The 20,239-nt window shown below is 60.1% G+C and carries 17 protein-coding genes; 13 read left to right on the plus strand and 4 right to left on the minus strand.

The genetic code is table 11. The annotated features are described in order from the left end of the window. Positions 1–69 precede the first annotated feature (69 nt). Together PSAKL28_RS13265 and PSAKL28_RS13270 are read left to right on the plus strand one after the other, a co-directional pair. The gene (locus PSAKL28_RS13265; protein WP_038611051.1) at positions 70–1,131 is read left to right on the plus strand and encodes a sugar phosphate isomerase/epimerase family protein; all 1,062 of its coding nucleotides are present in this window, start codon (positions 70–72) and stop codon (positions 1,129–1,131) included. A 32-nt stretch (positions 1,132–1,163) separates the two neighbouring features. Next, positions 1,164–2,432, plus strand: a complete 1,269-nt coding sequence (locus tag PSAKL28_RS13270; protein ID WP_038611054.1) for an MFS transporter — start codon at positions 1,164–1,166, stop codon at positions 2,430–2,432. A 71-nt stretch (positions 2,433–2,503) separates the two neighbouring features. On the opposite strand, the gene PSAKL28_RS13275 is transcribed toward PSAKL28_RS13270, so the two are convergent. Together PSAKL28_RS13275 and PSAKL28_RS13280 are read right to left on the minus strand one after the other, a co-directional pair. Continuing rightward, positions 2,504–4,405 carry a potassium transporter Kup gene (locus PSAKL28_RS13275; RefSeq protein WP_051939361.1) on the minus strand — a complete coding sequence of 634 codons (1,902 nt, stop codon included), beginning with the start codon at positions 4,403–4,405 and terminating at the stop codon, positions 2,504–2,506. Between the two features lie 183 nt (positions 4,406–4,588). Continuing rightward, complete coding sequence (locus PSAKL28_RS13280; protein ID WP_038611056.1) at positions 4,589–5,467, minus strand: Dyp-type peroxidase; 879 nt, start codon at positions 5,465–5,467, stop codon at positions 4,589–4,591. A gap of 136 nt (positions 5,468–5,603) precedes the next feature. Here PSAKL28_RS13280 and PSAKL28_RS13285 point away from each other — a divergent pair, with 136 nt between their 5' ends. Continuing rightward, positions 5,604–6,506, plus strand: coding sequence for a bile acid:sodium symporter family protein (locus PSAKL28_RS13285; protein WP_038611058.1), 903 nt, complete (start codon positions 5,604–5,606; stop codon positions 6,504–6,506). Positions 6,507–6,566: 60 nt separating this feature from the next. After that, positions 6,567–7,451 (plus strand): TauD/TfdA dioxygenase family protein, encoded by an 885-nt coding sequence (locus PSAKL28_RS13290; RefSeq protein WP_038611061.1) that lies wholly within the window; start codon positions 6,567–6,569, stop codon positions 7,449–7,451. A 157-nt stretch (positions 7,452–7,608) separates the two neighbouring features. Here the strand turns inward: PSAKL28_RS13290 and PSAKL28_RS13295 are convergent, their stop codons facing one another. Both PSAKL28_RS13295 and PSAKL28_RS13300 read right to left on the minus strand, forming a co-directional pair. Beyond that, complete coding sequence (locus PSAKL28_RS13295) at positions 7,609–11,241, minus strand: transporter substrate-binding domain-containing protein (RefSeq protein ID WP_038611064.1); 3,633 nt, start codon at positions 11,239–11,241, stop codon at positions 7,609–7,611. 131 nt (positions 11,242–11,372) lie between these two features. Further along, entirely contained in the window at positions 11,373–12,584 is a 1,212-nt protein-coding gene (locus tag PSAKL28_RS13300; protein ID WP_038611067.1) for an EAL domain-containing response regulator, read from the minus strand. A gap of 209 nt (positions 12,585–12,793) precedes the next feature. Between PSAKL28_RS13300 and PSAKL28_RS13305 the strand changes: the two genes are divergently transcribed. From PSAKL28_RS13305 to PSAKL28_RS13345, 9 genes are all read left to right on the plus strand, one after another. Then, a complete protein-coding gene (locus PSAKL28_RS13305) occupies positions 12,794–13,420 on the plus strand; it encodes a response regulator transcription factor (RefSeq protein WP_038611070.1) in 627 nt (208 codons plus the stop codon). 176 nt (positions 13,421–13,596) lie between these two features. After that, positions 13,597–14,151 (plus strand): fimbrial protein, encoded by a 555-nt coding sequence (locus PSAKL28_RS13310; RefSeq protein ID WP_038611073.1) that lies wholly within the window; start codon positions 13,597–13,599, stop codon positions 14,149–14,151. A 71-nt stretch (positions 14,152–14,222) separates the two neighbouring features. Next, complete coding sequence (locus tag PSAKL28_RS13315; RefSeq protein WP_038611076.1) at positions 14,223–14,771, plus strand: fimbrial protein; 549 nt, start codon at positions 14,223–14,225, stop codon at positions 14,769–14,771. A 44-nt stretch (positions 14,772–14,815) separates the two neighbouring features. Then, entirely contained in the window at positions 14,816–17,305 is a 2,490-nt protein-coding gene (locus PSAKL28_RS13320) for an outer membrane usher protein (protein WP_038611079.1), read from the plus strand. Positions 17,306–17,327: 22 nt separating this feature from the next. Beyond that, positions 17,328–18,086 (plus strand): fimbria/pilus periplasmic chaperone, encoded by a 759-nt coding sequence (locus PSAKL28_RS13325; RefSeq protein WP_038611082.1) that lies wholly within the window; start codon positions 17,328–17,330, stop codon positions 18,084–18,086. A 32-nt stretch (positions 18,087–18,118) separates the two neighbouring features. Beyond that, positions 18,119–18,697, plus strand: coding sequence for a fimbrial protein (locus PSAKL28_RS13330; RefSeq protein ID WP_075226521.1), 579 nt, complete (start codon positions 18,119–18,121; stop codon positions 18,695–18,697). A 10-nt stretch (positions 18,698–18,707) separates the two neighbouring features. Then, positions 18,708–19,196: a fimbrial protein gene (locus PSAKL28_RS13335; RefSeq protein WP_038611088.1), complete on the plus strand. Its 489-nt coding sequence runs from the start codon at positions 18,708–18,710 to the stop codon at positions 19,194–19,196. After that, complete coding sequence (locus tag PSAKL28_RS13340; RefSeq protein ID WP_038611091.1) at positions 19,193–19,696, plus strand: fimbrial protein; 504 nt, start codon at positions 19,193–19,195, stop codon at positions 19,694–19,696. The genes PSAKL28_RS13335 and PSAKL28_RS13340 overlap by 4 nt, the downstream gene beginning before the upstream one ends. Positions 19,697–19,704: 8 nt before the next feature. Next, positions 19,705–20,238: a fimbrial protein gene (locus tag PSAKL28_RS13345; protein WP_051939366.1), complete on the plus strand. Its 534-nt coding sequence runs from the start codon at positions 19,705–19,707 to the stop codon at positions 20,236–20,238. The last annotated feature ends 1 nt before the right edge of the window (position 20,239 follow it).

The following is a 20,239-nucleotide window of genomic DNA, read 5'->3' on the forward strand; positions in this document are numbered from 1 at the left end:
CGAGCGTTCCCCAGCGGCGCGATAAAGAACGCGCCGGTAGAACCGGTGCCCGCACCAGGAACGACTCGAATGAATGCTATCCAAGAACGCTTCACCCGGTTGCTCGATAACAAGACTAAAGGCGCTGCAGCGCCGGTGCTGTTGACCCGCGAACTGGCCACCCGCCTGATCGAACGCATTGATCAGGTGCGTTTGTTTGCCCATGCCTATCCGTTACTGACCAACCTCACCCACGGGCGCCTGACGCCCTTCGACCTGCTCGACTTTGCCTATCGCCATGAGCTCAAGGGTTTGAGCCTGCACATGCTCGACGGCGAGCACAACAGCCTCTCGCAGATGAATGCGGGGCAATTGCGCGCCTTCGCCGACAAGGCCCGCCAGCTCGAACTTGAAGTACACCTTGAAATCAGCAGCACACTAAAGCCGGACGTTGATGCGGTGATCGCCGTGGCCAATGCCATCGGCACCCGCAACATCCGCGTATACTCGCGCTACGAAGGCACGCTGTCGCAGGTCATGGACACCATCGCCGGCGACCTGCACTACCTCGGCCAGCAAGCTGACCTGCACAACCTGAACTTCGACTTCGAGCAGCATGAAGAGCTCAAGAGCGATGAAATCGCCCGGTTGCTCAAGCAGGCCAATCATCCGCGTCTGCATGCGCTGTTCGACTTCGGCAACATGATCAACGCTTGCGAGCAACCGCTGGAGGCCTTGGCAAACCTGGCCCCGCACATTCGCCAGGTACACCTCAAAGGCGTGCGGGTCGTCCCGGAAGCACTGGGCTTTGGCCATTACGGTGTGCTTCAGGGTAGCGCCGAAGACGACCTGCCCAGCCCGCGCATGGTGTACGAACTGTTGATGCTCGGCGAACAGCACCCGCAGGTGATCGCCTTCATCCTTGAGCAGGAAAACCACTACATCGCCCCGGCGTTCCGGCAAACCAACGAGCCTGCCGATCCCTTCATCGCCTACCGCGAAATGAGCGACACACCGCTGCCTGCAGGTTTCACCCTCGAACAGATGCTGGCCGGCGAACAGCGCTGGGCGAACAACCAGGTCAGCTATGTCAAAGGCCTGCTCGCCGAACTGCGCACCCTGGCCGAACTGAGCCTGGCCACCAGCGCCTGACACCCTGCCCCCACTACGCCTGGAGAATAACAATGACTGCGCAAGACAAGGCCAAATGGTTCAAATTCCTGATCCTGATCCTCGGTGGCGGCACCATCTACAAGCTGGCCAACCTCAAGGACGCGTTCTACGTACCGATGCAGACGTTCATGGGCTTGTCCCATACCGAGATCGGTTTGCTGCTCAGTGCCAACGCCATCATTGCCACCGGCCTGTTCGTGGTCGGCGGCCTGCTTGCCGACCGCTTCGACACCCGTAAACTGATTCCTGTCGGCCTGCTTGGCACCGGCGCGCTGGGCCTGTATCTGGCGACCTTCCCGCCGTTCAGCAGCCTGATGATCGTCTTTTGCCTGCTGGCGGTGTGTGCCGACTGCATCTACTGGCCGGCGCTGCTCAAGGCCATTCGCGGGCTGGGCAATGACAAGGAACAGGGGCGCCTGTTCGGCCTGCTCGAAGGCGGTCGCGGGGTGGTCGACACTCTGGTGGCGTTCTCGGCGCTCGGTGTGTTCATTGCCATGGGCGCTGCTGAAGCGGGTCTGAAAGCCGCCATCGTGTTCTATTCGGTCATCGACATCGCCGCAGGCGTGCTGACCTGGTTCCTGCTCAAGGGCAACCACAGCGCACCGATCATCGGCCCGAAGAAAAACCCGCTGGCCAACCTGCTGGAAGCGATCAAGGTCCCGGCGATCTGGGTGGTCAGCTGCAACGTGTTCATGGTCTACATCGTTTACTGCGGCCTGACCTACTTCATCCCTTACCTCAAGGAAGTCTATGGCTTGCCGGTTGCGCTGGTCGGTGCCTACGGCATCATCAACCAGTACATGCTGAAGATTCTTGGCGGTCCGGCCGGTGGTTTCATTGCCGACAAACAGTTCAAGAGCCCCAGCCGTTACCTGAAATGGGCATTTCTGGCACTGCTGCCGTTGATGGTGATCATCCTCATGGTGCCCAAGAGCCCGGGTTACATCTATGCAGGGATGGCCGCGACGTTGTCCTTCGCCTTTATCGTGTTCTCGATGCGCGGGGTGTTCTGGGCGCCTATGGGCGAAGTGGGGATCGCTCCGCACATTACTGGCTCAGCCTTCGGTATCGGCTGCCTGATCGGCTATGCACCGGGCATGTTTGCCTATGTGGGCTACGGCGCCATTCTTGATCACTTCCCGGGGCAGCAGGGTTACAACTATGTGTTCATGGCGATGATGGGGCTGGCGGTGATCGGCTTTGTGGTGGCCAGCCTGATGCACCGGTTGGTGCGCAGTAATGCACAGGTTGCAGCTGCAGGGGCGCAAACAGCGGTGTAAGCAATCGCGGGGCAAGCCCGCTCCCACAGTGGTACTAATGACCGGTGGGAGCGGGCTTGCCCCGCGATAAATCACATCTCCACTTGTGTCCCCAGCTCGATCACCCGGTTGAGCGGCAGGTTGAAGTACTTCAGGTTGCTGTTGGCGTTCTTCAGCAAGAACGCAAACAGCCCCTCACGCCAACGCGCCATGCCGATACGCTTGGTCGGGATCACCGTCTCGCGGCTGAGGAAATAGGTCGTGCCCATCGGACTGAAGTCCAGCGCCGGTACATGGCACAGCTGCAATGCAGCCGGCACATCGGGCTCTTCGATAAAGCCGAAGTTGAGATTCACCCGATAGAAACCATCACCAAAGTCCTGCACTTCAAAGCGCTCAGATACCGGCACCCGCGGACGATCCTGGGACACCACCGTCAATAGCACCACCCGCTCGTGCAGCACCTGATTGTGCAGCAGGTTGTGCAGCAAGGCATGCGGCACGGCGTCGGCCCGGGCAGTGAGGAACACCGCTGTGCCCTGCACCCGGTGCGGCGGCTGCGAGCGGATGCTGCTGATGAACAACGGCAGTGGCAAGGCCGATTCATCCAGGCGCTCGACAATGATCTTGCGCCCGCGCTTCCAGGTGGTCATGAGGATGAACAGCGCGATACCGGCGATCACCGGGAACGCCCCGCCCTGGAAGATCTTCGGCGCGTTGGCGGCAAAGTACAGGCTGTCGACCAGCAGGAAACCCAGCAACAGCGGCACTGCCAGCCAGCGTGGGGTCTTCCACAACAGCAGCACCACTGCCGCCGAGAGCAAGGTAGTGATCAACATGGTGCCCGTCACCGCCACCCCGTAAGCCGCCGCCAGGGCACCGGAGGATTCGAAGCCGATCACCAGCAGCACCACACCGACCATCAACGCCCAGTTCACCGTGCCGATGTAGACCTGCCCTTGTTCCTGGCTAGAGGTGTGCTGGATGAACATGCGTGGCACATAGCCGAGCTGGATGGCCTGGCGGGTCAGCGAGAAGGCGCCGGAAATCACTGCCTGGGAGGCAATGATGGTCGCCAGCGTGGCCAGCCCGACCATCGGCAGCAACGCCCAGTTCGGGGCCAGCAAATAAAACGGGTTACGCACCGCCTCGGGGTTGCCAAGGATCAGTGCGCCTTGGCCGAAGTAGTTCAGCACCAGGCCTGGCAACACCAGCAGAATCCAGGCGCGGGCAATCGGCTTGCGGCCAAAGTGGCCCATGTCGGCATACAGCGCTTCGGCACCGGTCAGGGCCAGCACCACGGCGCCGAGAATCGCCACACCGATACCCGGGTGCACCACAAAGAACTGCACCGCCCAGGCTGGATTCATAGCCAGCAGCACTTCCGGGCGCTGGACGATGCCGTAGACACCCAGTGCACCCAGCACGCTGAACCACAGGACCATGACCGGCCCGAACAGGATACCGATACGTGCGGTCCCGTGTTTCTGGATCAGGAACAGGGCTACCAGCACCACTACGGCGATCGGCACTACCCAATGCCCGATGCCATCAAACGCCAGTTGCAGGCCCTCCACTGCCGACAGCACCGAAATTGCCGGGGTGATCATGCTGTCGCCGTAGAACAGCGCCGCGCCAAACAAACCGAGCAACACCAGCACCCGGCTTAAACGCGGATAGGGTGCCGCCGCGCGCCGAGCCAAAGCGGTCAGCGCCATGATGCCGCCCTCGCCCTGGTTGTCGGCACGCAGCACGAACAGTACGTATTTGATCGTCACCACCCAGATCAGCGACCAGAACACCAGCGACAGAATGCCCAGCACGCCGTCATGGTTGGCTTGCACGCCGTAATGGCCGGCGAAGACTTCTTTGAGGGTGTATAGCGGGCTGGTGCCGATGTCGCCATAAACCACGCCGACGGCGGCGATGAGCAGGCTGATTGATGAGTTCTTTACGGGGGAATGGGCGGTTGCGGAGGATGCGGCTTGGCTCACGATAGGACATCTCGGAACGGAGGGTCTGATAACGCTGCCAGTATCCCTTTATGCGTAACGAGCCTTCGTAAAGAGTCCGTAATTTTTTTTAACAATTAACTTTATATCGCGGGGCAAGTCGAGTCGTCGCACCGCCGCTCCCACAGTGGTTGTCTGTGGGAGCGGGCTTGCCCCGCGATTGAGTTAGCCCAGCAACGCGCTCAAGTCGAGCCCTTGGGCGCTGAGCGGTGGGCACCAGTAGTAACCACCGGTAAGCGGCCGGCTAAACCGGTACAAAGCGTCTACCACACCGTCTTCCAGGCCGCTCATGCGCCGCAGTTGCACTTCAAAGCCATCGAACGAGTGACCGAAGGCCAGAAACGCCAGGCCCGCACCGCGCTCATCGGCCCACGGCATCGAACGACGCACGATAAACGCCTCGGGCTCATAACTTTCCTGGGCCGTGCGTTTGACGTGAGCCGACTCCGGCGCGTCATCCAGTTCTTCGTTGTCGGCCTTGCGGCGACCGATTATGTCGTCCTGCTCTTCCTGCGGCAGCGCCTTGAAGCAGTCCAGGTCGTGGCGCCACAGCTGGAAGGCGGCAAAGCTCGAACCGCTCAGGCCAGGGACGTCAGTGGCCAGGATAGCGGCGTCGACTGCGGCGTCTTCCACCGGGTTTTCCGTGCCGTCTTCATAACCGGTCAGGTCGAAGCCGGTTTTGTGACGGAAGGCATCGGTGGCTTCAACCAGGCTAAAGGCCGGTGCCAGCAGTTTTTCCAGGGCCTGGCTGAGCAACCACAGGTCGCCGCGGTCGTCGCCACGCAACCACAGCCACACGTCGTGCTGGGTGCACGGGTTGTCCACCGCAGCCGTCAGCTGCGGAAACGCACGCAAGCCCTCGATGCTACGACCCAGCGCTTGCACCAGCGGCGCACCGAACCCGGCCACCACGCGGCTGCCATCGACCTGCTGTTGCAATACGTCAAGCACACCTGGCAGCGCGGCCGACGTGTGCAAGGTGAAGAACAGGTGACGGGCTTGTGCTGGAATCGGGGCGGCGAGAACGCCTGGCTGGAATTGCATTGGTGATCGGATCCTTAGGTAAAGCGTGAATGCTACTGCCTGGCGCCTGGGTCCACAAGGATCAGCGGGGAGCGGACTACACGGCTCAGAATCCTCGCCTACACTGCCGTTCATCCCTTTTTTGCGAGCCTCCGACATGACTGCATCGCCACTGCTCAGTGCTTTTCTGCCGATTGCCCTGGGCTTCATCATGCTGGGACTGGGCCTGACCCTGACCCTCGCCGATTTCGCCCGCGTGGTGAAATTCCCCAAACCGGTACTCATCGGCCTGGCCTGCCAGATACTGCTCCTGCCTTTTATCTGCTTTCTGATCGCCAAAGGTTTCGGCCTGGCTCCCGCGTTGGCAGTGGGCCTGATGCTGCTGGCGGCCTCCCCCGGCGGTACCACGGCCAACCTGTTCAGCCACCTGGCCCATGGTGATGTGGCCTTGAACGTGACCCTGACTGCGGTCAACTCGCTGATTGCGATCCTGACCATGCCGCTGCTGGTAAACCTGTCACTGGCCTACTTCATGACCGCCGACCAGGCTATTCCCCTGCAATTTGCCAAGGTGCTGCAGGTGTTCGCCATTGTCCTGGTACCGGTAGCCATTGGCATGCTGATCCGCCGCTTGGCGCCGGGGTTTGCCGCGCGCATGGAGCGGCCGATGAAGATCATTGCCGCGCTGTTTCTGGTGTTCACCATCGTCCTGGCGATGGTCAAGGACTGGCAGACGGTCGTTGACTATGCCCCGGTGGTGGGTGGTGCGGCACTGTTGTTCAACCTGCTGAGCCTGGGCATCGGCTACTGGCTGCCGCGCTTGCTGCAGATCCCCAAACGCCAGGCGATTGCCATCGGCATGGAGATCGGCATCCACAACGGCACCCTGGCCATTGCCCTGGCACTTGCGCCGAGCTTGCTGAACAACTCGACCATGGCGATTCCGGCGGCGATTTACAGTTTGATCATGTTCTTCACCGCAGCGGGCTTCGGCTGGTGGGTGAGCCGCGGACATGAAACCGTCCCGGTAGGAGCGGGCTTGCCCCGCGAGCACCTGTAGGATCAACCATCGTGCAATGCATCAAGTAGCGCCACAACCTGCCCCACACGAGTCTCCGCCATGAGCGAATTCATCTACTGCCATCCCAGCCACAACCGCGCAGCCGACTACCGCCACATTCGCGTCACGCCCAGCACCGGGGCCCTCGGCGCCGACGTCGAGGATCTCGACCTGAACCGCCTGGACGCCGCCGGCTTCGCCGAGTTGCGCCAGGCGCTGCTTGCGCACAAGGTGCTGTTTATCCGTGAGCAGAACCTGAGTATCGCGGACCTCGAGCGGGTCACCCTGCAGTTCGGCGAATTCGGCCGCGAGCCCTACGTGACCACCATGGCGGACCATCCACACGTGGTGCACGTGATCAAGGAAGCCGACGAGAAGGCGCCCTTCGTGTTCGGCGGTGCCTGGCACAGCGACTGGACTTTCCAGGAACGCCCGCCGGCCTTCACCCTGCTCTACGGCCACGACATCCCGCCTTACGGTGGCGATACCTGCTACGCCAACCTGGCGCTGGCCTATGAATGGCTGTCACCGGGCATGCAGGCGCTGCTGGACAACCTCGATGCGCTGCACAGTCCTGAGCGGGCCTACGGAGTTGGCGCCAACCACAACGCCCTGCTGGAAAACATGGCGATCCACTATGGCAGTGATACCTCACAGGACCTGCGCAGCCACCCACTGGTAACCCGCCATCCGGAGACCGGCAAGAAGGTGCTGTTCATCAACCCCGCCTACACCACAGGTATCCAGGGCTTGCGCACCGAAGAAGCCAAGCCGCTGCTCGACTACCTGTTCAACCTGGCCACCGCACCCGCCTTCACCTGCCGCATGCGCTGGCGCCAGGGAACCTTGGCCCGCTGCACCTGGCACCTGCCGATCGCCGACTACCACGGCATGCGCCGCGAGATGTACCGCACCACGGTTGTCGGCGATGTGCCCAGCCGCTGAAGTAGAAAACCTGTAGGAGCGGGCCTTGCCCCGCGATCTGCCGCAAAGCGGCAGTAAACCCGTGCAATGCGGTGTCTCAGGAGTATCGCGAACTCGGTATTTGCGGCCGCTACGCGCCCGATCGCGGGACAAGGCCCGCTCCTACAGGGTGGCTCCGTTAGAGGTTTTGCAATGCGTCTTCCAGCGCGCCAATGGCTGCTTCAACCTGGAACACAGCGTTCTCGAGTTGCACAAACGAAACCTGAGGGTCGAGGCAAGCGCTCTCCAGTTGTCGGCAGCGTTCAACCAGTTGCTCGCCCTTGACCACTTTCGCCGCGCCTTTGATTCGATGCGCCAGCTGGCTGAGTTTTTCGGTATCGCCCTGTTGCAGCAAGGCCTTCAACGCCTGGCAATCTTTGCGGTTGTTGTTGATCAGCTCGTTGAGGATCTGGCGAAACTTCACCGGTTCACTGCTGATCAGCAACTCCAGCGGGCCAAGATCGACCAGGCGCAGCGTTTCAGGCGCCAGCAGCAACGGCTCTTTCGGTAAATGGACAAGTTCGCAAGTGTCCGACTCGTACCCTGGCTGAAGCGCCAGCAGACGGGCGTCCAGTTCATCCAGGCCGAGCGGCTTGATCAGGCAATCGTTCATGCCGGCCTGCAGACACAGGTCGATCTCTTCAGGTTGCGCATCGGCGGTCAGGCCGATGATCACCGTCGCTTCCAGCCCCCGTTCCTGTTCGCTGCTACGGACCGCCCGGGTGAAGTCGGCGCCATTCATCACCGGCATGTGGCAGTCGGTGATAACGATATCGAAGGGTTGCTCGCTCCAGCGCTCGAACGCCATCTGGCCATTTTCCGCTTCGCAGACTTCATGGCCGAGAAAGCTCAGTTGCTCACGCAACACCTGGCGATTGATCCGGTGATCATCCACCACGAGCACTTGCAATTGGTACCTCGGCCGCGCCTGGATCAACGCAGGCACCTGGTGCACTTCGATGTGTTCAAGCACTTGCAGGCGCATTTCAACATCTATCCGGGTGCCATGCCCCAGGGTACTGGTCAGGGTCACCCTGCCCCCCATCATTTCGCACAGGGAGCGGCAGATCACCAGACCCAGGCCGGTACCTTCGGTTTGCTGCACATTGCGCTGTGCCTGGACGAACGGCCGGAACAAGCGCTGTTGATCGCCAGGACTGATGCCAACGCCAGTGTCTTCGACACTGAGGTTGACATTGAGCAGGCTGGCATCGATGAGGAGCCCGGAAATACTGATCTTGATCGAACCCTCTTCAGTGAACTTGATCGCGTTACTGAGCAGATTGGAGAGGATCTGCTTGAAACGCAGGGCATCGACCAACACATCACAGTTGATGCTTGAGTCGATATCGAGGATCAGATTCAGGCGCTTCTGCCGGGCCAGCCCTTCGAACACCCTGGCCACCGACTCGACCAGTTCGCGCAAGTTGGCGCGCTTGGGCGACAGGCTCAGGCGTCCGGACTCGATACGCGCGATGTCGAGGATGTCGCCGATCAGCTCCAGCAGGCTTTTTGCCGAGGTATGGGCGATTTCAATGCTGGCGCGGTCGATCGGTTTGCTATCGGCACGCTTGAGTGCAAGTTCAAGGATGCCGATGACGGCATTCATAGGCGTGCGAATTTCATGACTCATGGTCGCCAGGAAGCTGGTCTTGGCACGGCTGGCGTCGTCGGCCAGGTTCTTCGCTTCCTGTAGCTGTTCAATCAACTGGCGGTGCTCGGTGATATCCAGCCAACCGCAGATGACGCCCTTGGTGACGCCTTGCGAATCCTGGAATGGCTGCACCCAGTGGTTGATCCACACTTCCCGGCCTTGCAACTGGATGGCATGCACCGACTCGATGGTCTGGCCGTCGCGCATGGCCTGCAGGTAGTTGCGATGAAAGTCCGGCAGGCTCTCGAAATTCTCCTTGGGTAACTGGCGCACCGTTTTGTTCAGCACCTGCTCGGCGCTCAGGCCGACGCTTTTCAGGTAGCTGCGGTTGCACGACAGCATGCGTCCCTTGAGATCACGCACATACAGCGGCGGCGGCATGCAGTCGGTGAGTGTTTCGACAAACTGCAGTTGATCGTTGAGCATGCGTTCGGCCTTGAGCCGCGCCTTGATCTGCCGACGCAGGTAGACCACCCAGACCAGCGACAGCAGCAGCAACAACGCGGCACCGGCGACAACTTCAACGATCACCCGCTGGTAATTTATCCAGGTCTGGCCGCTCATTCCCGGGGGCGAGCGCCAGCGGTTGGAAATCGCATTGAGCTCATCCGGAGCAATGCTTTGCATGACTTTATTGATGATCGATTGCAGTTCAACATCGCTGCGACGCATCGCAAAGTTCGTCGTAGACGGCCCGACGTCAAGCACCCGGTTGATCACCAGTTTGTCGCGAAACAAGCGTTCAATGTAATAACGCGCTGCCGGCAACGCCACCATGGCGGCATCGGCGTCGCCCTTGTAGAGCATGTTCATCGTATCCAGCGTGGTGCCGGCTTCGATCACCGTTGCTTCGGGGTAGCGCTTGCGTAGCTGTTGTATTGCCACATGTCCGGACGGAATCGCCACCCGCTTGTCGATCAGACTCTCCAGCTTGCCTTGCTGCTCCCGGCTGCTGAGCAACACAAAGGGGCTATCGATCACTGGCCTGGAAAAACGCAGGTACGCTTCGCGCTCGGGGCTGGCGGTCATCAAGGCCAGATCAGCCTCGTTCTTATGCAGCGTTTCGATCATTTGCGGGTAGCCGCCGCTACGCAGAACGATCTCGAAATGCAGGCCGGTACTGAGGGTTATCACTTCGAGCAGGTCAGCGACCCCACCGGAAAAAACACCGTTCGAGTCGAAGTAGGCACCCGGTGCCATGTCGTCATTGATCACCAGGCGCGCTACCGGGTTGCGCTGGATCCAGCGCAACTGCTCTACGGTGAGGTCTACGGGTTCTTCACTGGGAATGAAGCTGTTGCCGACCCAGCGCTTGGCCAGGTTACGCAACTGATCATCGCCGATTGCCTCGATGGCGACATTGATGAGGCGCTGCAGGCGTGTGTTGTCCGTGCGCAAAGCAAAACTGTAGCCGCCTACTGCCAGGTCACTGAAACGCTCAAAGCGCAAGTAGCCATAGAACGCACGATTGATGCGGTAGTAGGCGCTGTAGAGGTCGTCCAGATAAACGTCGGCTTGGCCGAAGGCGGCTGCGGCAATCGCCTTGTCATGGTCGGCATACACCCGTAGGTCGGCCCTGGGGTAGCGTTGTTTCAACTCGGTACTGTGTTCAGTGGTGATCGCTACGCGCAAACCTGCAAGGTCCACGGATGAATGCCGGGGTTCAGTACTGCGCTTGAACAGCGCCAACCGGTCCCGGGCGTAGGGCTTGCTGAGCAGCAGATCCTCGCGCGGCGCGAGGCTACCGTGACGGCTGATGACGTCCACACGCCCCTCTTGCAAGGCCCTCCCGGCATCGTTTTCGTTGCCAAATGGAATGATCTTTACTTGTAAACCCAGTAACTGCGCAACCAAGGCGGTTGCATCGGCGCTGATGCCCTCGTATTGGTTGTCTTCGGCATTGACGGAAAACGGCGCTGACTCATTGGGCGACACGCCAACCCTGAGCTCGGCCTTGTGCCGCAGCCAATGCCAGTCTTCGGTAGAAATTGCGATGTCGTGGCGATCGACACGCAACTGGCTGGACAGCACCTGCGGGGCCAGAGGTAACGATGCAGCTACTGTCTGGGTGCTGGTCAGCAGCAGGCAGATGGACAGGCAGAAAGAACGTAAATACATGCGAGATCAGAGACCGAAAGTGCCTGGGGTACGGGAACCTGTTATGTGAAGGCTGTTCATCCAGCAACACAGCGCGATGCTGGATAGCCCTCATGGCTGGCGCAATAATAGTTCAAAGCCGTTGCCGGCATTCAATCATTCGTACTTGCCCCACCCTTTGCGGCCGTCTGCTGCAGGCAGAAGTCGAAAAAGTGGTTTTCCGGCATAGGCCGGGCAAATAGATAACCCTGCGCAAGGTTGCCGCCCAACTCGATGAGCCTCTCCTGTTGCTCGACGGTCTCTACGCCTTCGAGTACCAGCGAGATATCCAGCGCTCGCGCTAACGCTACTGAACAGCTGATGATCGCGGCACTTCTGGGTTGGCTCTGCATTTTGTGCACGAACGTGCGGTCGAGCTTGATCTGGTTGAACGGCAGCTCACTGAGTCGATCCAGCGAAGAGTAACCAGCACCGAAATCGTCCATGGCCAGGCCGCAGCCGAGCATACGCAGGCGTACCAGGTTCTCCAGGCTACTGGCAGGCGCACTGATCAGCGCGGATTCGGTAATCTCGAACATAACCTTGCTCGGTGGCACTTTTGCGCGCTTGAGCAGGAGCGGAATGCGCTCGGTCAGCGCATTGCAGGCCAATTGCCCAGGATGCAGGTTGAACGCCAGATTGACCACGCGCCCTTGTGCCGCCAAGCGCTGGTGCAGTTCCAGCCCCTGTTCGAACAGATGCCAGAACAGCCTGTCGATCAGGTTGTGCTGTTCCATCACCGATAAAAAATGCGCAGGTGACAGCACGCCCCACTGCGGATGATTCCAGCGCGCCAGCACTTCTGCTCCGACCAATAGCTGCCCCTCAAGGGTGACTTTGGGTTGGTAGTACGCCTCGAACTCGCCGTTATCCAAGCCCCGCTGTACGTCACCCAGGCATGGCAGTTCTGCAGGGCACAGCAACCTTGGCGCGGCTTTGCAGTGTTCGTGGTAACGTTTGACCAACGGGCGGAAACCCTCCAGGTGGAACGGCTTGCCCAGATCACCGAGATAGGTCAGCCCAAGGCAGTGGATCATTGCGACAGTGGCCTGACGCAAGATCGGGTCGAGCTCACTGCACAGCACCACCGCTCCGACTTTGCCACTGCTGCTGGCATGACGCAGGAAGGCCAGGCCGTCCATACCCGCCATATTCAGGTCACAAAGGACAATATCGACAAAGCTGGTGGTTGCCAGCATCGCCATTGCTTGATCACCGTCCGCCGCTTGCAAGACAGGACTCGATAGGTGTTTTTCCAGGGCGGTCACGGTGACGAGGCGCTGGAAGGGTTCATCCTCCAGGACCAGAACTGTCAAGTCTTGCATTGCAGGTCTACACGCAAATGGGGGGGGAGCAGTGTGCGAGACCCACTTCCGACATCTCCATGGGAGATTTCTCATGCTTCCTAGGAAATTTCCTAAGGTAGACTACACGAATGTACAGCTCCGCCCTGTTCGGCTAATGAGTGTTAGCCTTTTACAGCCCAGGTTGTACCGTTCCGTAACAAGCGTTTTCTCAAGGTAAAAATCACACTATGCATAGCGTTCTGATAGTTGACGATCATCCGGTCATTCGACTTGCCGTCAGGGTCCTGCTGGAAAAGCACGGCATGCGCGTGGTGGGTGAAGCAGACAATGGACTCGATGCTGTTCAGCTGGTACGCGACCTGGCCCCACAAGTGGTCGTTCTCGATATTGGTATTCCGAAACTGGACGGGTTTACTGTTATCTCTCGTATCAAAGCCCTGAATGTGCGTAGCGAAATATTGATACTGACTTCGCAACCGGCCGATTCGGTGTGCCGACGCTGTATTCAGCTGGGGGCGCGCGGTTTCGTCAATAAAGAAGAAGACCTCGGCAGCCTGATCACTGCGATCAAAGCCGTGGACGCCGGTTATACCTTCTTTCCCGCCCTGACCTTTGACAGTGTCAATCCGGCGGAGCAACTGACTGAACGTGAACAGATTCAATCGCTGACCGACCGGGAAGTGACGGTATTGCAGTATCTGGCTCAGGGTTACTCCAATAAGCAGATTGGTGAAATGCTCTTTCTCAGCAATAAAACGGTCAGCACCTACAAAACCCGGCTTTTGCAAAAACTGGGCGCTACTTCATTGGTCGATCTGGCCGAGTTCGCCAAACGCAATGCATTGACTCCCTGAGCGACACTCAATGATCACGTAGGAAATTTCCTAGGCCTGCGTCGGCAACGTCCTACTCACTTTTTCCCTGCTCACTCCTAGACTTATCCCAGCTCAACGGTGCACAGATACCGCAGCTGAGAGAGTGTTCCATTGAGTCCCCTTCAAGGACATCAATTTATAACTAGGAGTGTGAAATGAAACTTAGTACGTTGGCCGGCGCGATCATGGCGGTTTCCCTTGCAGCGACTTCTGCTGTCAGTGTTGCCAAAGATCAGGGGCACGGTGTGATTACCTTCAAGGGCGCGATTATTGATGCACCGTGCTCCATCGCTCAAGAGTCGCAATACCAGACTGTCGACATGGATCAGATTGCCAACGTTGCCCTGAAAAACGGCGGCAAATCCAACCCGACCCCCTTCAAGATCGAGCTGCGCGGCTGTGAGCTGGGCGCCCTGAAGGCGGCCACCGCGACCTTTAGCGGTTCGCCTTCATCCAACCCTGACCTGCTGGCGCTCAAAGGTACTGCCCAAGGTGCCAGCCTGGCCATCGCCGACCACACCGGCGCGCTGATCAAGCTTGGCACTGCTTCGCCTGCACAGACGCTGTCCAATGGCGACACCTATCTGCAGTTCAATGCCTACCTGCAAGGCGACATGGTTGCCCCGGAAGGCGGCGGCGAAAGCACTGCGGCCGAAATCGTACCGGGCGACTTCGAGACCTTCGCCAACTTCACCCTCGCTTATCAGTAACGGCTACCGTCACTGAAGTACCCCGCAGTACGCACAAACTGCGTACTGCGGGGGAGCTAGCGGAGGTCTAAATGATTCGTTCAACCGCGCTGCTGCTGATGCCGCTGTTCCTGTACGCCTGGGGCCAGCCCGCCAGTGCTGCTGAGGCGCCGATTGGCGGCGCACTCAAGGGGCGCGTGCAACTGGCCGGGAGCATTGTCGATAGTGCCTGCAGCATCCGCGTGGGTAATGACAATCAGACCGTGGCGTTTAAACCCACCGCACTTAATGGGTTAGTGAGCGGCGATAGTTCATCTCAACAATCCCTGAGCATCCATATCAGCGATTGCATCAGTTCCAGTGCGTCCAGCAATAGCGAGCCTGCACAGCGTTTCAAGCTGGCGTTCGAAGGTGAAGCGGAAGGTAAATACTTCGGTATTCAAGGCGGCGCACAAGGCATTGCATTACAGATAAAAGATGAACAAGGAAAGTTGATTTCACCCGGCATGTTACTTGAGCACAGTTCACTGTCTAGCGACAGCCTGATGCTTAATTACTCGCTGTCACTCGTCGGTAGCGGTCATGCACTGGAAGCAGGCGACTATCACGCCACGATCAAGCTGAGCATTCAGCACTTCTGAACTGCAGACACTCAGTGTGCAGTGTCGTTCAAGGATTTAATCACGTGGATCACCGTAAGGTACTGGCTACCACGGCGTTGTGCTGTGCCGCGACGTGGGCAAGTGCAGCCGAAGAATTCCAATTCAACACCGATGTACTGGACCTCAAGGATCGCGAGAACCTTGATCTTGGGGTGTTTGCTTCGGCCAACTTCATCATGCCCGGCCAATACAGTCTGATGGTGCACGTGAACCGCGATACATTGACGGAGTTCCCGGTTGACTATTTCCCCGCCGAGGACGACCCAAAAAGCAGCGTTGCCTGCCTGTCGCCGGCGTTGGTCAATGAACTGGGCTTGAAAGAACAGGTGATCAAATCCCTGACTTGGTGGCACGCCGGTGACTGCCTGGACCTGGGCAGCGTTCCCGGCATGCAGGCCCGTGGCAACCTGGGCACTGCGGGGCTGTACCTGAGCATCCCCCAGGACCAGCTGGAATACACCGCGGCCAACTGGGACCCGCCTTCGCGCTGGGATGACGGTATTGCCGGGGTGCTGTTCGATTACAACTTCAACGCCCAGACCACCGAGCGCAAGCAGGGTAAAGGTCGCAGCGACAACCTCAGTGGCAATGGCACCACCGGTATCAACCTGGGCGCCTGGCGCTTGCGCGGCGACTGGCAGACCCAGGTGCAACGAAGTGACGACCAGCCGTCACTACAGCAATTTGCCTGGAGCCGGTTTTATGCGCTGCGCGCCGTGCCGTCGCTGCGCTCGAGCCTGATCGTCGGTGAAGACTATCTGGACTCCAACCTGTTCGGCAGCTTTCGCTACACCGGCGGCAACCTCAGCAGCAACGACAACATGCTGCCACCCAACCTCAGGGGTTATGCCCCGGAAGTCAGGGGTGTGGCACGCACCAACGCGCGCGTGGTGATTCGCCAGCAAGGCCGGGTGCTCTACGACACCCAGGTGCCGCCAGGCGCATTTCGAATCCAGGACCTCAACGATGCGGTCTCTGGCCAACTGGACGTGCGCGTCGAAGAACAGGACGGCAGCGTCCAGGAATTCCAGATGGACACTGCCAGCATTCCCTACCTGACCCGTCCGGGTACGGTGCGCTACAAGCTGGCCGCCGGTAAACCCTCCGATTGGGAGCATCAGATGGATGGCCCGGCCTTCGCCACCGGTGAGTTTTCCTGGGGTGTCAGTAATGGCTGGTCATTGTATGGCGGCGGCCTCGGCGCCAAGGACTACGGCTCCCTGGCCGTGGGTGTGGGCCGCGACCTGATGGCGTTCGGTGCGCTGTCATTCGACGTCACCCAGTCGCGGGCCACCCTGCCGGAGCGCAACACGCTGAGCGGCAAGTCCTACCGTGCCAGCTATTCCAAACGCTTCGATGAGTACGACAGCCAGGTCACCTTCGCTGGCTACCGGTTTTCGGAGGAAAACTACCTGAGCATGAACGAGTTCATCGAAGCCCGGCGCGGCAGCGAGGCGCTGAACCAGAGCAAGGAGCTGTACACCGCGACGGTGAGTAAACAGTTTCGCGACTCCGGGCTCAGCCTGTACTTCAACTACAACCACCAGACCTACTGGAACAGCCAGGCCAGTGATCGCTACAGCCTGTCGTTGTCGCGCTACTTCGATGTCGGCGGCCTGAAGAACCTCAGCCTGTCGCTGACCACCTACCAGAACAAGGCCAACGGCACCTCCGATGACGGTGCCTACCTGTCGGTCAGTATTCCTTGGGGCAACACCGGTTCATTCAGCTACAACTCATCGGTCAATCGTGGCGAAAGCAGGCATAGCCTGGGTTACTACGACCGCATCGATGAGCGTAACCACTACATGCTCAGCGCCGGTAAGTCCTCAAGCGGCGAAACCGCCAGCGGCTTCCTCTCCCATGATGGCGATCAGGCCCAGGTGGTGGCCAGCGCCAGCTACCAGGCCGGTGAGTACACCTCGGCCGGCCTGTCCCTGCAAGGCGGCGCGACCCTGACCGGTCAAGGTGCGGCGCTGCACCGCAGCAGCGTCATGGGCGGCACCCGGTTGCTGCTCGATACCCAGGGCGTGGCCGGCGTGCCGGTGCGCGGCAACGGTGGGGTCACCCGTACCAACCGTTTCGGCAAGGCGGTGGTGACCGACGTCAACAGCTACTACCGCAACCAGGCCAGCATCGTCCTGGACAGCCTGGCCGACGATGTCGAAGCCACCCAGTCAATTACCCAGGCAACCCTGACCGAGGGTGCGATTGGTTATCGCCGTTTCGATGTGATCGCCGGACACAAAGCCATGGTCGTCATTCGCATGGCTGACCGCAGCGCGCCGCCCTTTGGCGCCACCGCGCAGAACCGCCGCGGCCAGGAAACCGGCATTGTCGGCGAAGACGGATCGACTTATCTGAGCGGCATGAAGCCGGGCGAAAGCATGTCGCTGCATTGGGGTGGCAGCTCGCGTTGCCGTTTCACCCTGCCCGACCAGGTGCAATCGCCGGAACGACAACTGGAGCTGCTGTGCCAGCCCGTCAGCGAGGCGGACAACAGCGCCGCTTAATCTATTTGCAACAGGTACCTTTATGAACACCAGCTTCAAGCGCAACACCCTGCCCCTGCTCGCCCTGATCGGCGCGTGCACGACACAAACCAGCCTGGCCGCCGTGTCGCTGGACCGCACCCGGGTGATTTTTACCGGCAGCGAGAAATCGGTCAGCCTCAGCGTCAGCAATCAGAACACCCAGCTGCCCTACCTGGCCCAGGCCTGGATCGAAAACGAACAGGCCGAGAAGATCACCAGCCCCCTGGTGGTGCTGCCGCCGATCCAGCGTCTGGAAGCCGGGACCAACAGCCAGGTGAAGATTCAGGGCCTGCCTGAACTAGGCCAGTTGCCGCAGGACCGCGAGTCGCTGTTCTACTTCAACCTGCGTGAGATTCCACCACGCAGCGATAAGCCGAACACCTTGCAGATCGCCCTGCAGACGCGGGTGAAGCTGTTCTATCGCCCTGCGGCAATCGCCCCCAGGGCCGGTGTCAACCAAGCCCCCTGGCAGGAAAAACTGACCCTGACCCGCCAGAACGACCGCTACCTGGTCAACAACCCGACGCCCTACTACGTCACGCTAATCGACGCCACGCCCAACCTCAAGGCCGCCAGCGCAACCGACTTCAAACCCCTGATGGTCGCCCCGCGGGGCCAGCTCGATCTGGGCGTCAGCAGCAAGGCGCTGGGCGACAAGCCGGTGCTCACCTACGTCAATGACTATGGCGGCCGACCGCAGCTGCAGTTCAGCTGTGTTACAGCCACCTGCACCGCCAGCCCCGTTGCCAGCAAACGCTGACATCCGATGACTCATTCACCCGAGGGCAAATCATGATGCCTGGAACCCGTAGCTGTCTGGCAGTCTTGCTCTGCAGCGCCAGTGTCTCGACCTTGTCTCACGCCGCTGGCAGCCCTGTGCAGTCGGCCGAGTTCCAGGTGACCGGGACCTTGCTGGAAAGCGCCTGCTACCTGGACCTCAGCTCCGCCTATCAGACCCTGTCGTTAGGCGAACTGAGCACCGCCCGGCTGTCACGCATGGGTGATCAGGGCACGCCGGTGGCCCTGCATCTCAAGCTGCAAGGCTGTGTGCGCAGCGACGGCGGCCGCCGTGATGAGCAACAGGGCACCCTGGTCTGGAGCGCGATCGAGCCGGTGGCAGCGCTGGCCTTCAACGCGGTGGCCGATGCCGATACCCCCGATCTGATCAAGGTGGTCGGTGCCGAGGGTTTCGGGCTGCGTCTGGTCGATGTGCAAGGCAACAATGTACGCCTGGGCCGCATAGCTCCGGCCTGGTTCGTCTCGCCCGGTAATAGCCAGCTGACCTATTACATCCGGCCTGAGCGCACGTCCGCGCCGCTGCGCCCGGGCGCCTTTCGCGCCAGCCTCAATGTGAACCTGGCATATGACTGAGGCTTGCAGGATGACTGTCACACGTATTGCCATGCTGGCCGTGCTGCTGGGTAGCGCATCTTCGACCGATGCTGCCGAGCAGCAGGTGGTGACGATCAAAGGTGTTGTCTATGCAGCGATTCCTTGCGTGATCAATAAAAACGCCCCCATCAGCGCACCGTTTGGCGATGTGCAAACCGCTGGCATCGATGGCAGTTACAAGACCATCACCCTGGAGTACACACTCGATTGCAGCCGCTCGACGAGTAATGAACTGCGCATGCAGGTGCGCGGTACCCCCGCCTCCGCCTTCAATCCGGCGCTGCTGGTGGTACCCGGCTATGACAGCCTCGGCATCGCCCTTAAAAAGGACGGTGCGCGGCTTGCGGTCAACACCTGGGCAGACTTCGACACCCGCAAACAGCCCGTGCTGCAAGCCGTTCTGGTCAAGCGTGAAAACAGAGAAATCAAAGCCGGCGCGTTCAAGGCCAGCGCAACCCTGGTGGTGGACTATCGATGAATACCCTCTATCGCAAGCTGGCAATACTGTCAGTCGCCGCCCTGCCCCTGCCATGCATTGGCGCAGACAACCTGCAATTCAGCGGCACGCTGCTGGCTCCGCCCGGCTGCACCGTCAGCGACAAGGGAGGGCGTATCGAGGTGCGCTTTCAGAGCAATATCGCCGTCAACCGCATCGATGGCGAGCTCTACCGCCAGGCGATTCCCTACCAGATCGAATGCCCGGGTGCCGCCAACGCAGGCATCACATGGCACATGCGCCTGACCCTCAAGGGCACTGACGCCCATTTCGACCCTGCCGCGCTCAAGACCTCGGTGAACGACCTGGGCATCAAGGTACTGCTTGGCGGTACCCCACTGATTCCCAATCAACCCCGAGAGATCGATGTCAACGCATCGACACCGCCAGTGCTGGAAGCCGTACCAGTAAAGCTTACCGGGGCGGCGCTGCCCAGCACCGACTTTACCGCTTCGGCGCTACTGATGGCCGAACTCTACTAGGAGGATCTATGGGCAAGTGGGCCATGACCCTGAGCGTTTGGGGCGCCGCCAGCCTCTGGTTGCCTGCGCTACAGGCAGCAGAAGACAACCTGTACTTCTCCGGCACCCTGGTGAATGAACCTTGCGTGCTGGCCGAGGAGAATGAGCTGATCAAACTGGACTTCAAAAGCGTGATCGACAACGACCTCTACCTCAACGGCAGAACCAAGGGCCGCCCCATCGAGCTGCGCCTGAAGAACTGCGATCTGGACGTCGGTAAACGCATAGTCAGCATCACCTTCAGTGGTAACGAAAGCAGCGAACCACCCGGGCTGCTGGTGCTGCAAAGCGCGACCGTCCAAGGCCTGCTGGTGGGGCTGGAGACGACCGCCGGCACGGCCTTGCCGTTGAACAAGAGCCACCGCATGGGCGAACTGAGCAGCGGCGACAATCTGCTCAACTTCAATGCCTACCTGCAAGGCGAACCCGAGGCGCTAGCCAATCGCAGCCTCGGACTGGGCGACTTCGAAGCCTCCATGACCTTTGCCTTGAGTTACGAGTGAT

Origin of the sequence: Pseudomonas alkylphenolica, from assembly GCF_000746525.1 — a bacterium.
GTDB classification, from domain to species: Bacteria; Pseudomonadota; Gammaproteobacteria; order Pseudomonadales; family Pseudomonadaceae; genus Aquipseudomonas; species Aquipseudomonas alkylphenolica.

What these genes read in the sequence shown, in the direction of transcription:
- PSAKL28_RS13265 (WP_038611051.1), top strand. Translation starts at nt 70, where the DNA reads ATGAATGCTATCCAAGAACGCTTCACCCGGTTGCTCGATAACAAGACT.
- PSAKL28_RS13270 (WP_038611054.1), top strand. Translation starts at nt 1,164, where the DNA reads ATGACTGCGCAAGACAAGGCCAAATGGTTCAAATTCCTGATCCTGATC.
- PSAKL28_RS13280 (WP_038611056.1), bottom strand. Translation starts at nt 5,467, where the DNA reads ATGCAATTCCAGCCAGGCGTTCTCGCCGCCCCGATTCCAGCACAAGCC.
- PSAKL28_RS13285 (WP_038611058.1), top strand. Translation starts at nt 5,604, where the DNA reads ATGACTGCATCGCCACTGCTCAGTGCTTTTCTGCCGATTGCCCTGGGC.
- PSAKL28_RS13290 (WP_038611061.1), top strand. Translation starts at nt 6,567, where the DNA reads ATGAGCGAATTCATCTACTGCCATCCCAGCCACAACCGCGCAGCCGAC.
- PSAKL28_RS13295 (WP_038611064.1), bottom strand. Translation starts at nt 11,241, where the DNA reads ATGTATTTACGTTCTTTCTGCCTGTCCATCTGCCTGCTGCTGACCAGC.
- PSAKL28_RS13300 (WP_038611067.1), bottom strand. Translation starts at nt 12,584, where the DNA reads ATGCAAGACTTGACAGTTCTGGTCCTGGAGGATGAACCCTTCCAGCGC.
- PSAKL28_RS13305 (WP_038611070.1), top strand. Translation starts at nt 12,794, where the DNA reads ATGCATAGCGTTCTGATAGTTGACGATCATCCGGTCATTCGACTTGCC.
- PSAKL28_RS13310 (WP_038611073.1), top strand. Translation starts at nt 13,597, where the DNA reads ATGAAACTTAGTACGTTGGCCGGCGCGATCATGGCGGTTTCCCTTGCA.
- PSAKL28_RS13315 (WP_038611076.1), top strand. Translation starts at nt 14,223, where the DNA reads ATGATTCGTTCAACCGCGCTGCTGCTGATGCCGCTGTTCCTGTACGCC.
- PSAKL28_RS13325 (WP_038611082.1), top strand. Translation starts at nt 17,328, where the DNA reads ATGAACACCAGCTTCAAGCGCAACACCCTGCCCCTGCTCGCCCTGATC.
- PSAKL28_RS13330 (WP_075226521.1), top strand. Translation starts at nt 18,119, where the DNA reads ATGATGCCTGGAACCCGTAGCTGTCTGGCAGTCTTGCTCTGCAGCGCC.
- PSAKL28_RS13335 (WP_038611088.1), top strand. Translation starts at nt 18,708, where the DNA reads ATGACTGTCACACGTATTGCCATGCTGGCCGTGCTGCTGGGTAGCGCA.
- PSAKL28_RS13340 (WP_038611091.1), top strand. Translation starts at nt 19,193, where the DNA reads ATGAATACCCTCTATCGCAAGCTGGCAATACTGTCAGTCGCCGCCCTG.
- PSAKL28_RS13345 (WP_051939366.1), top strand. Translation starts at nt 19,705, where the DNA reads ATGGGCAAGTGGGCCATGACCCTGAGCGTTTGGGGCGCCGCCAGCCTC.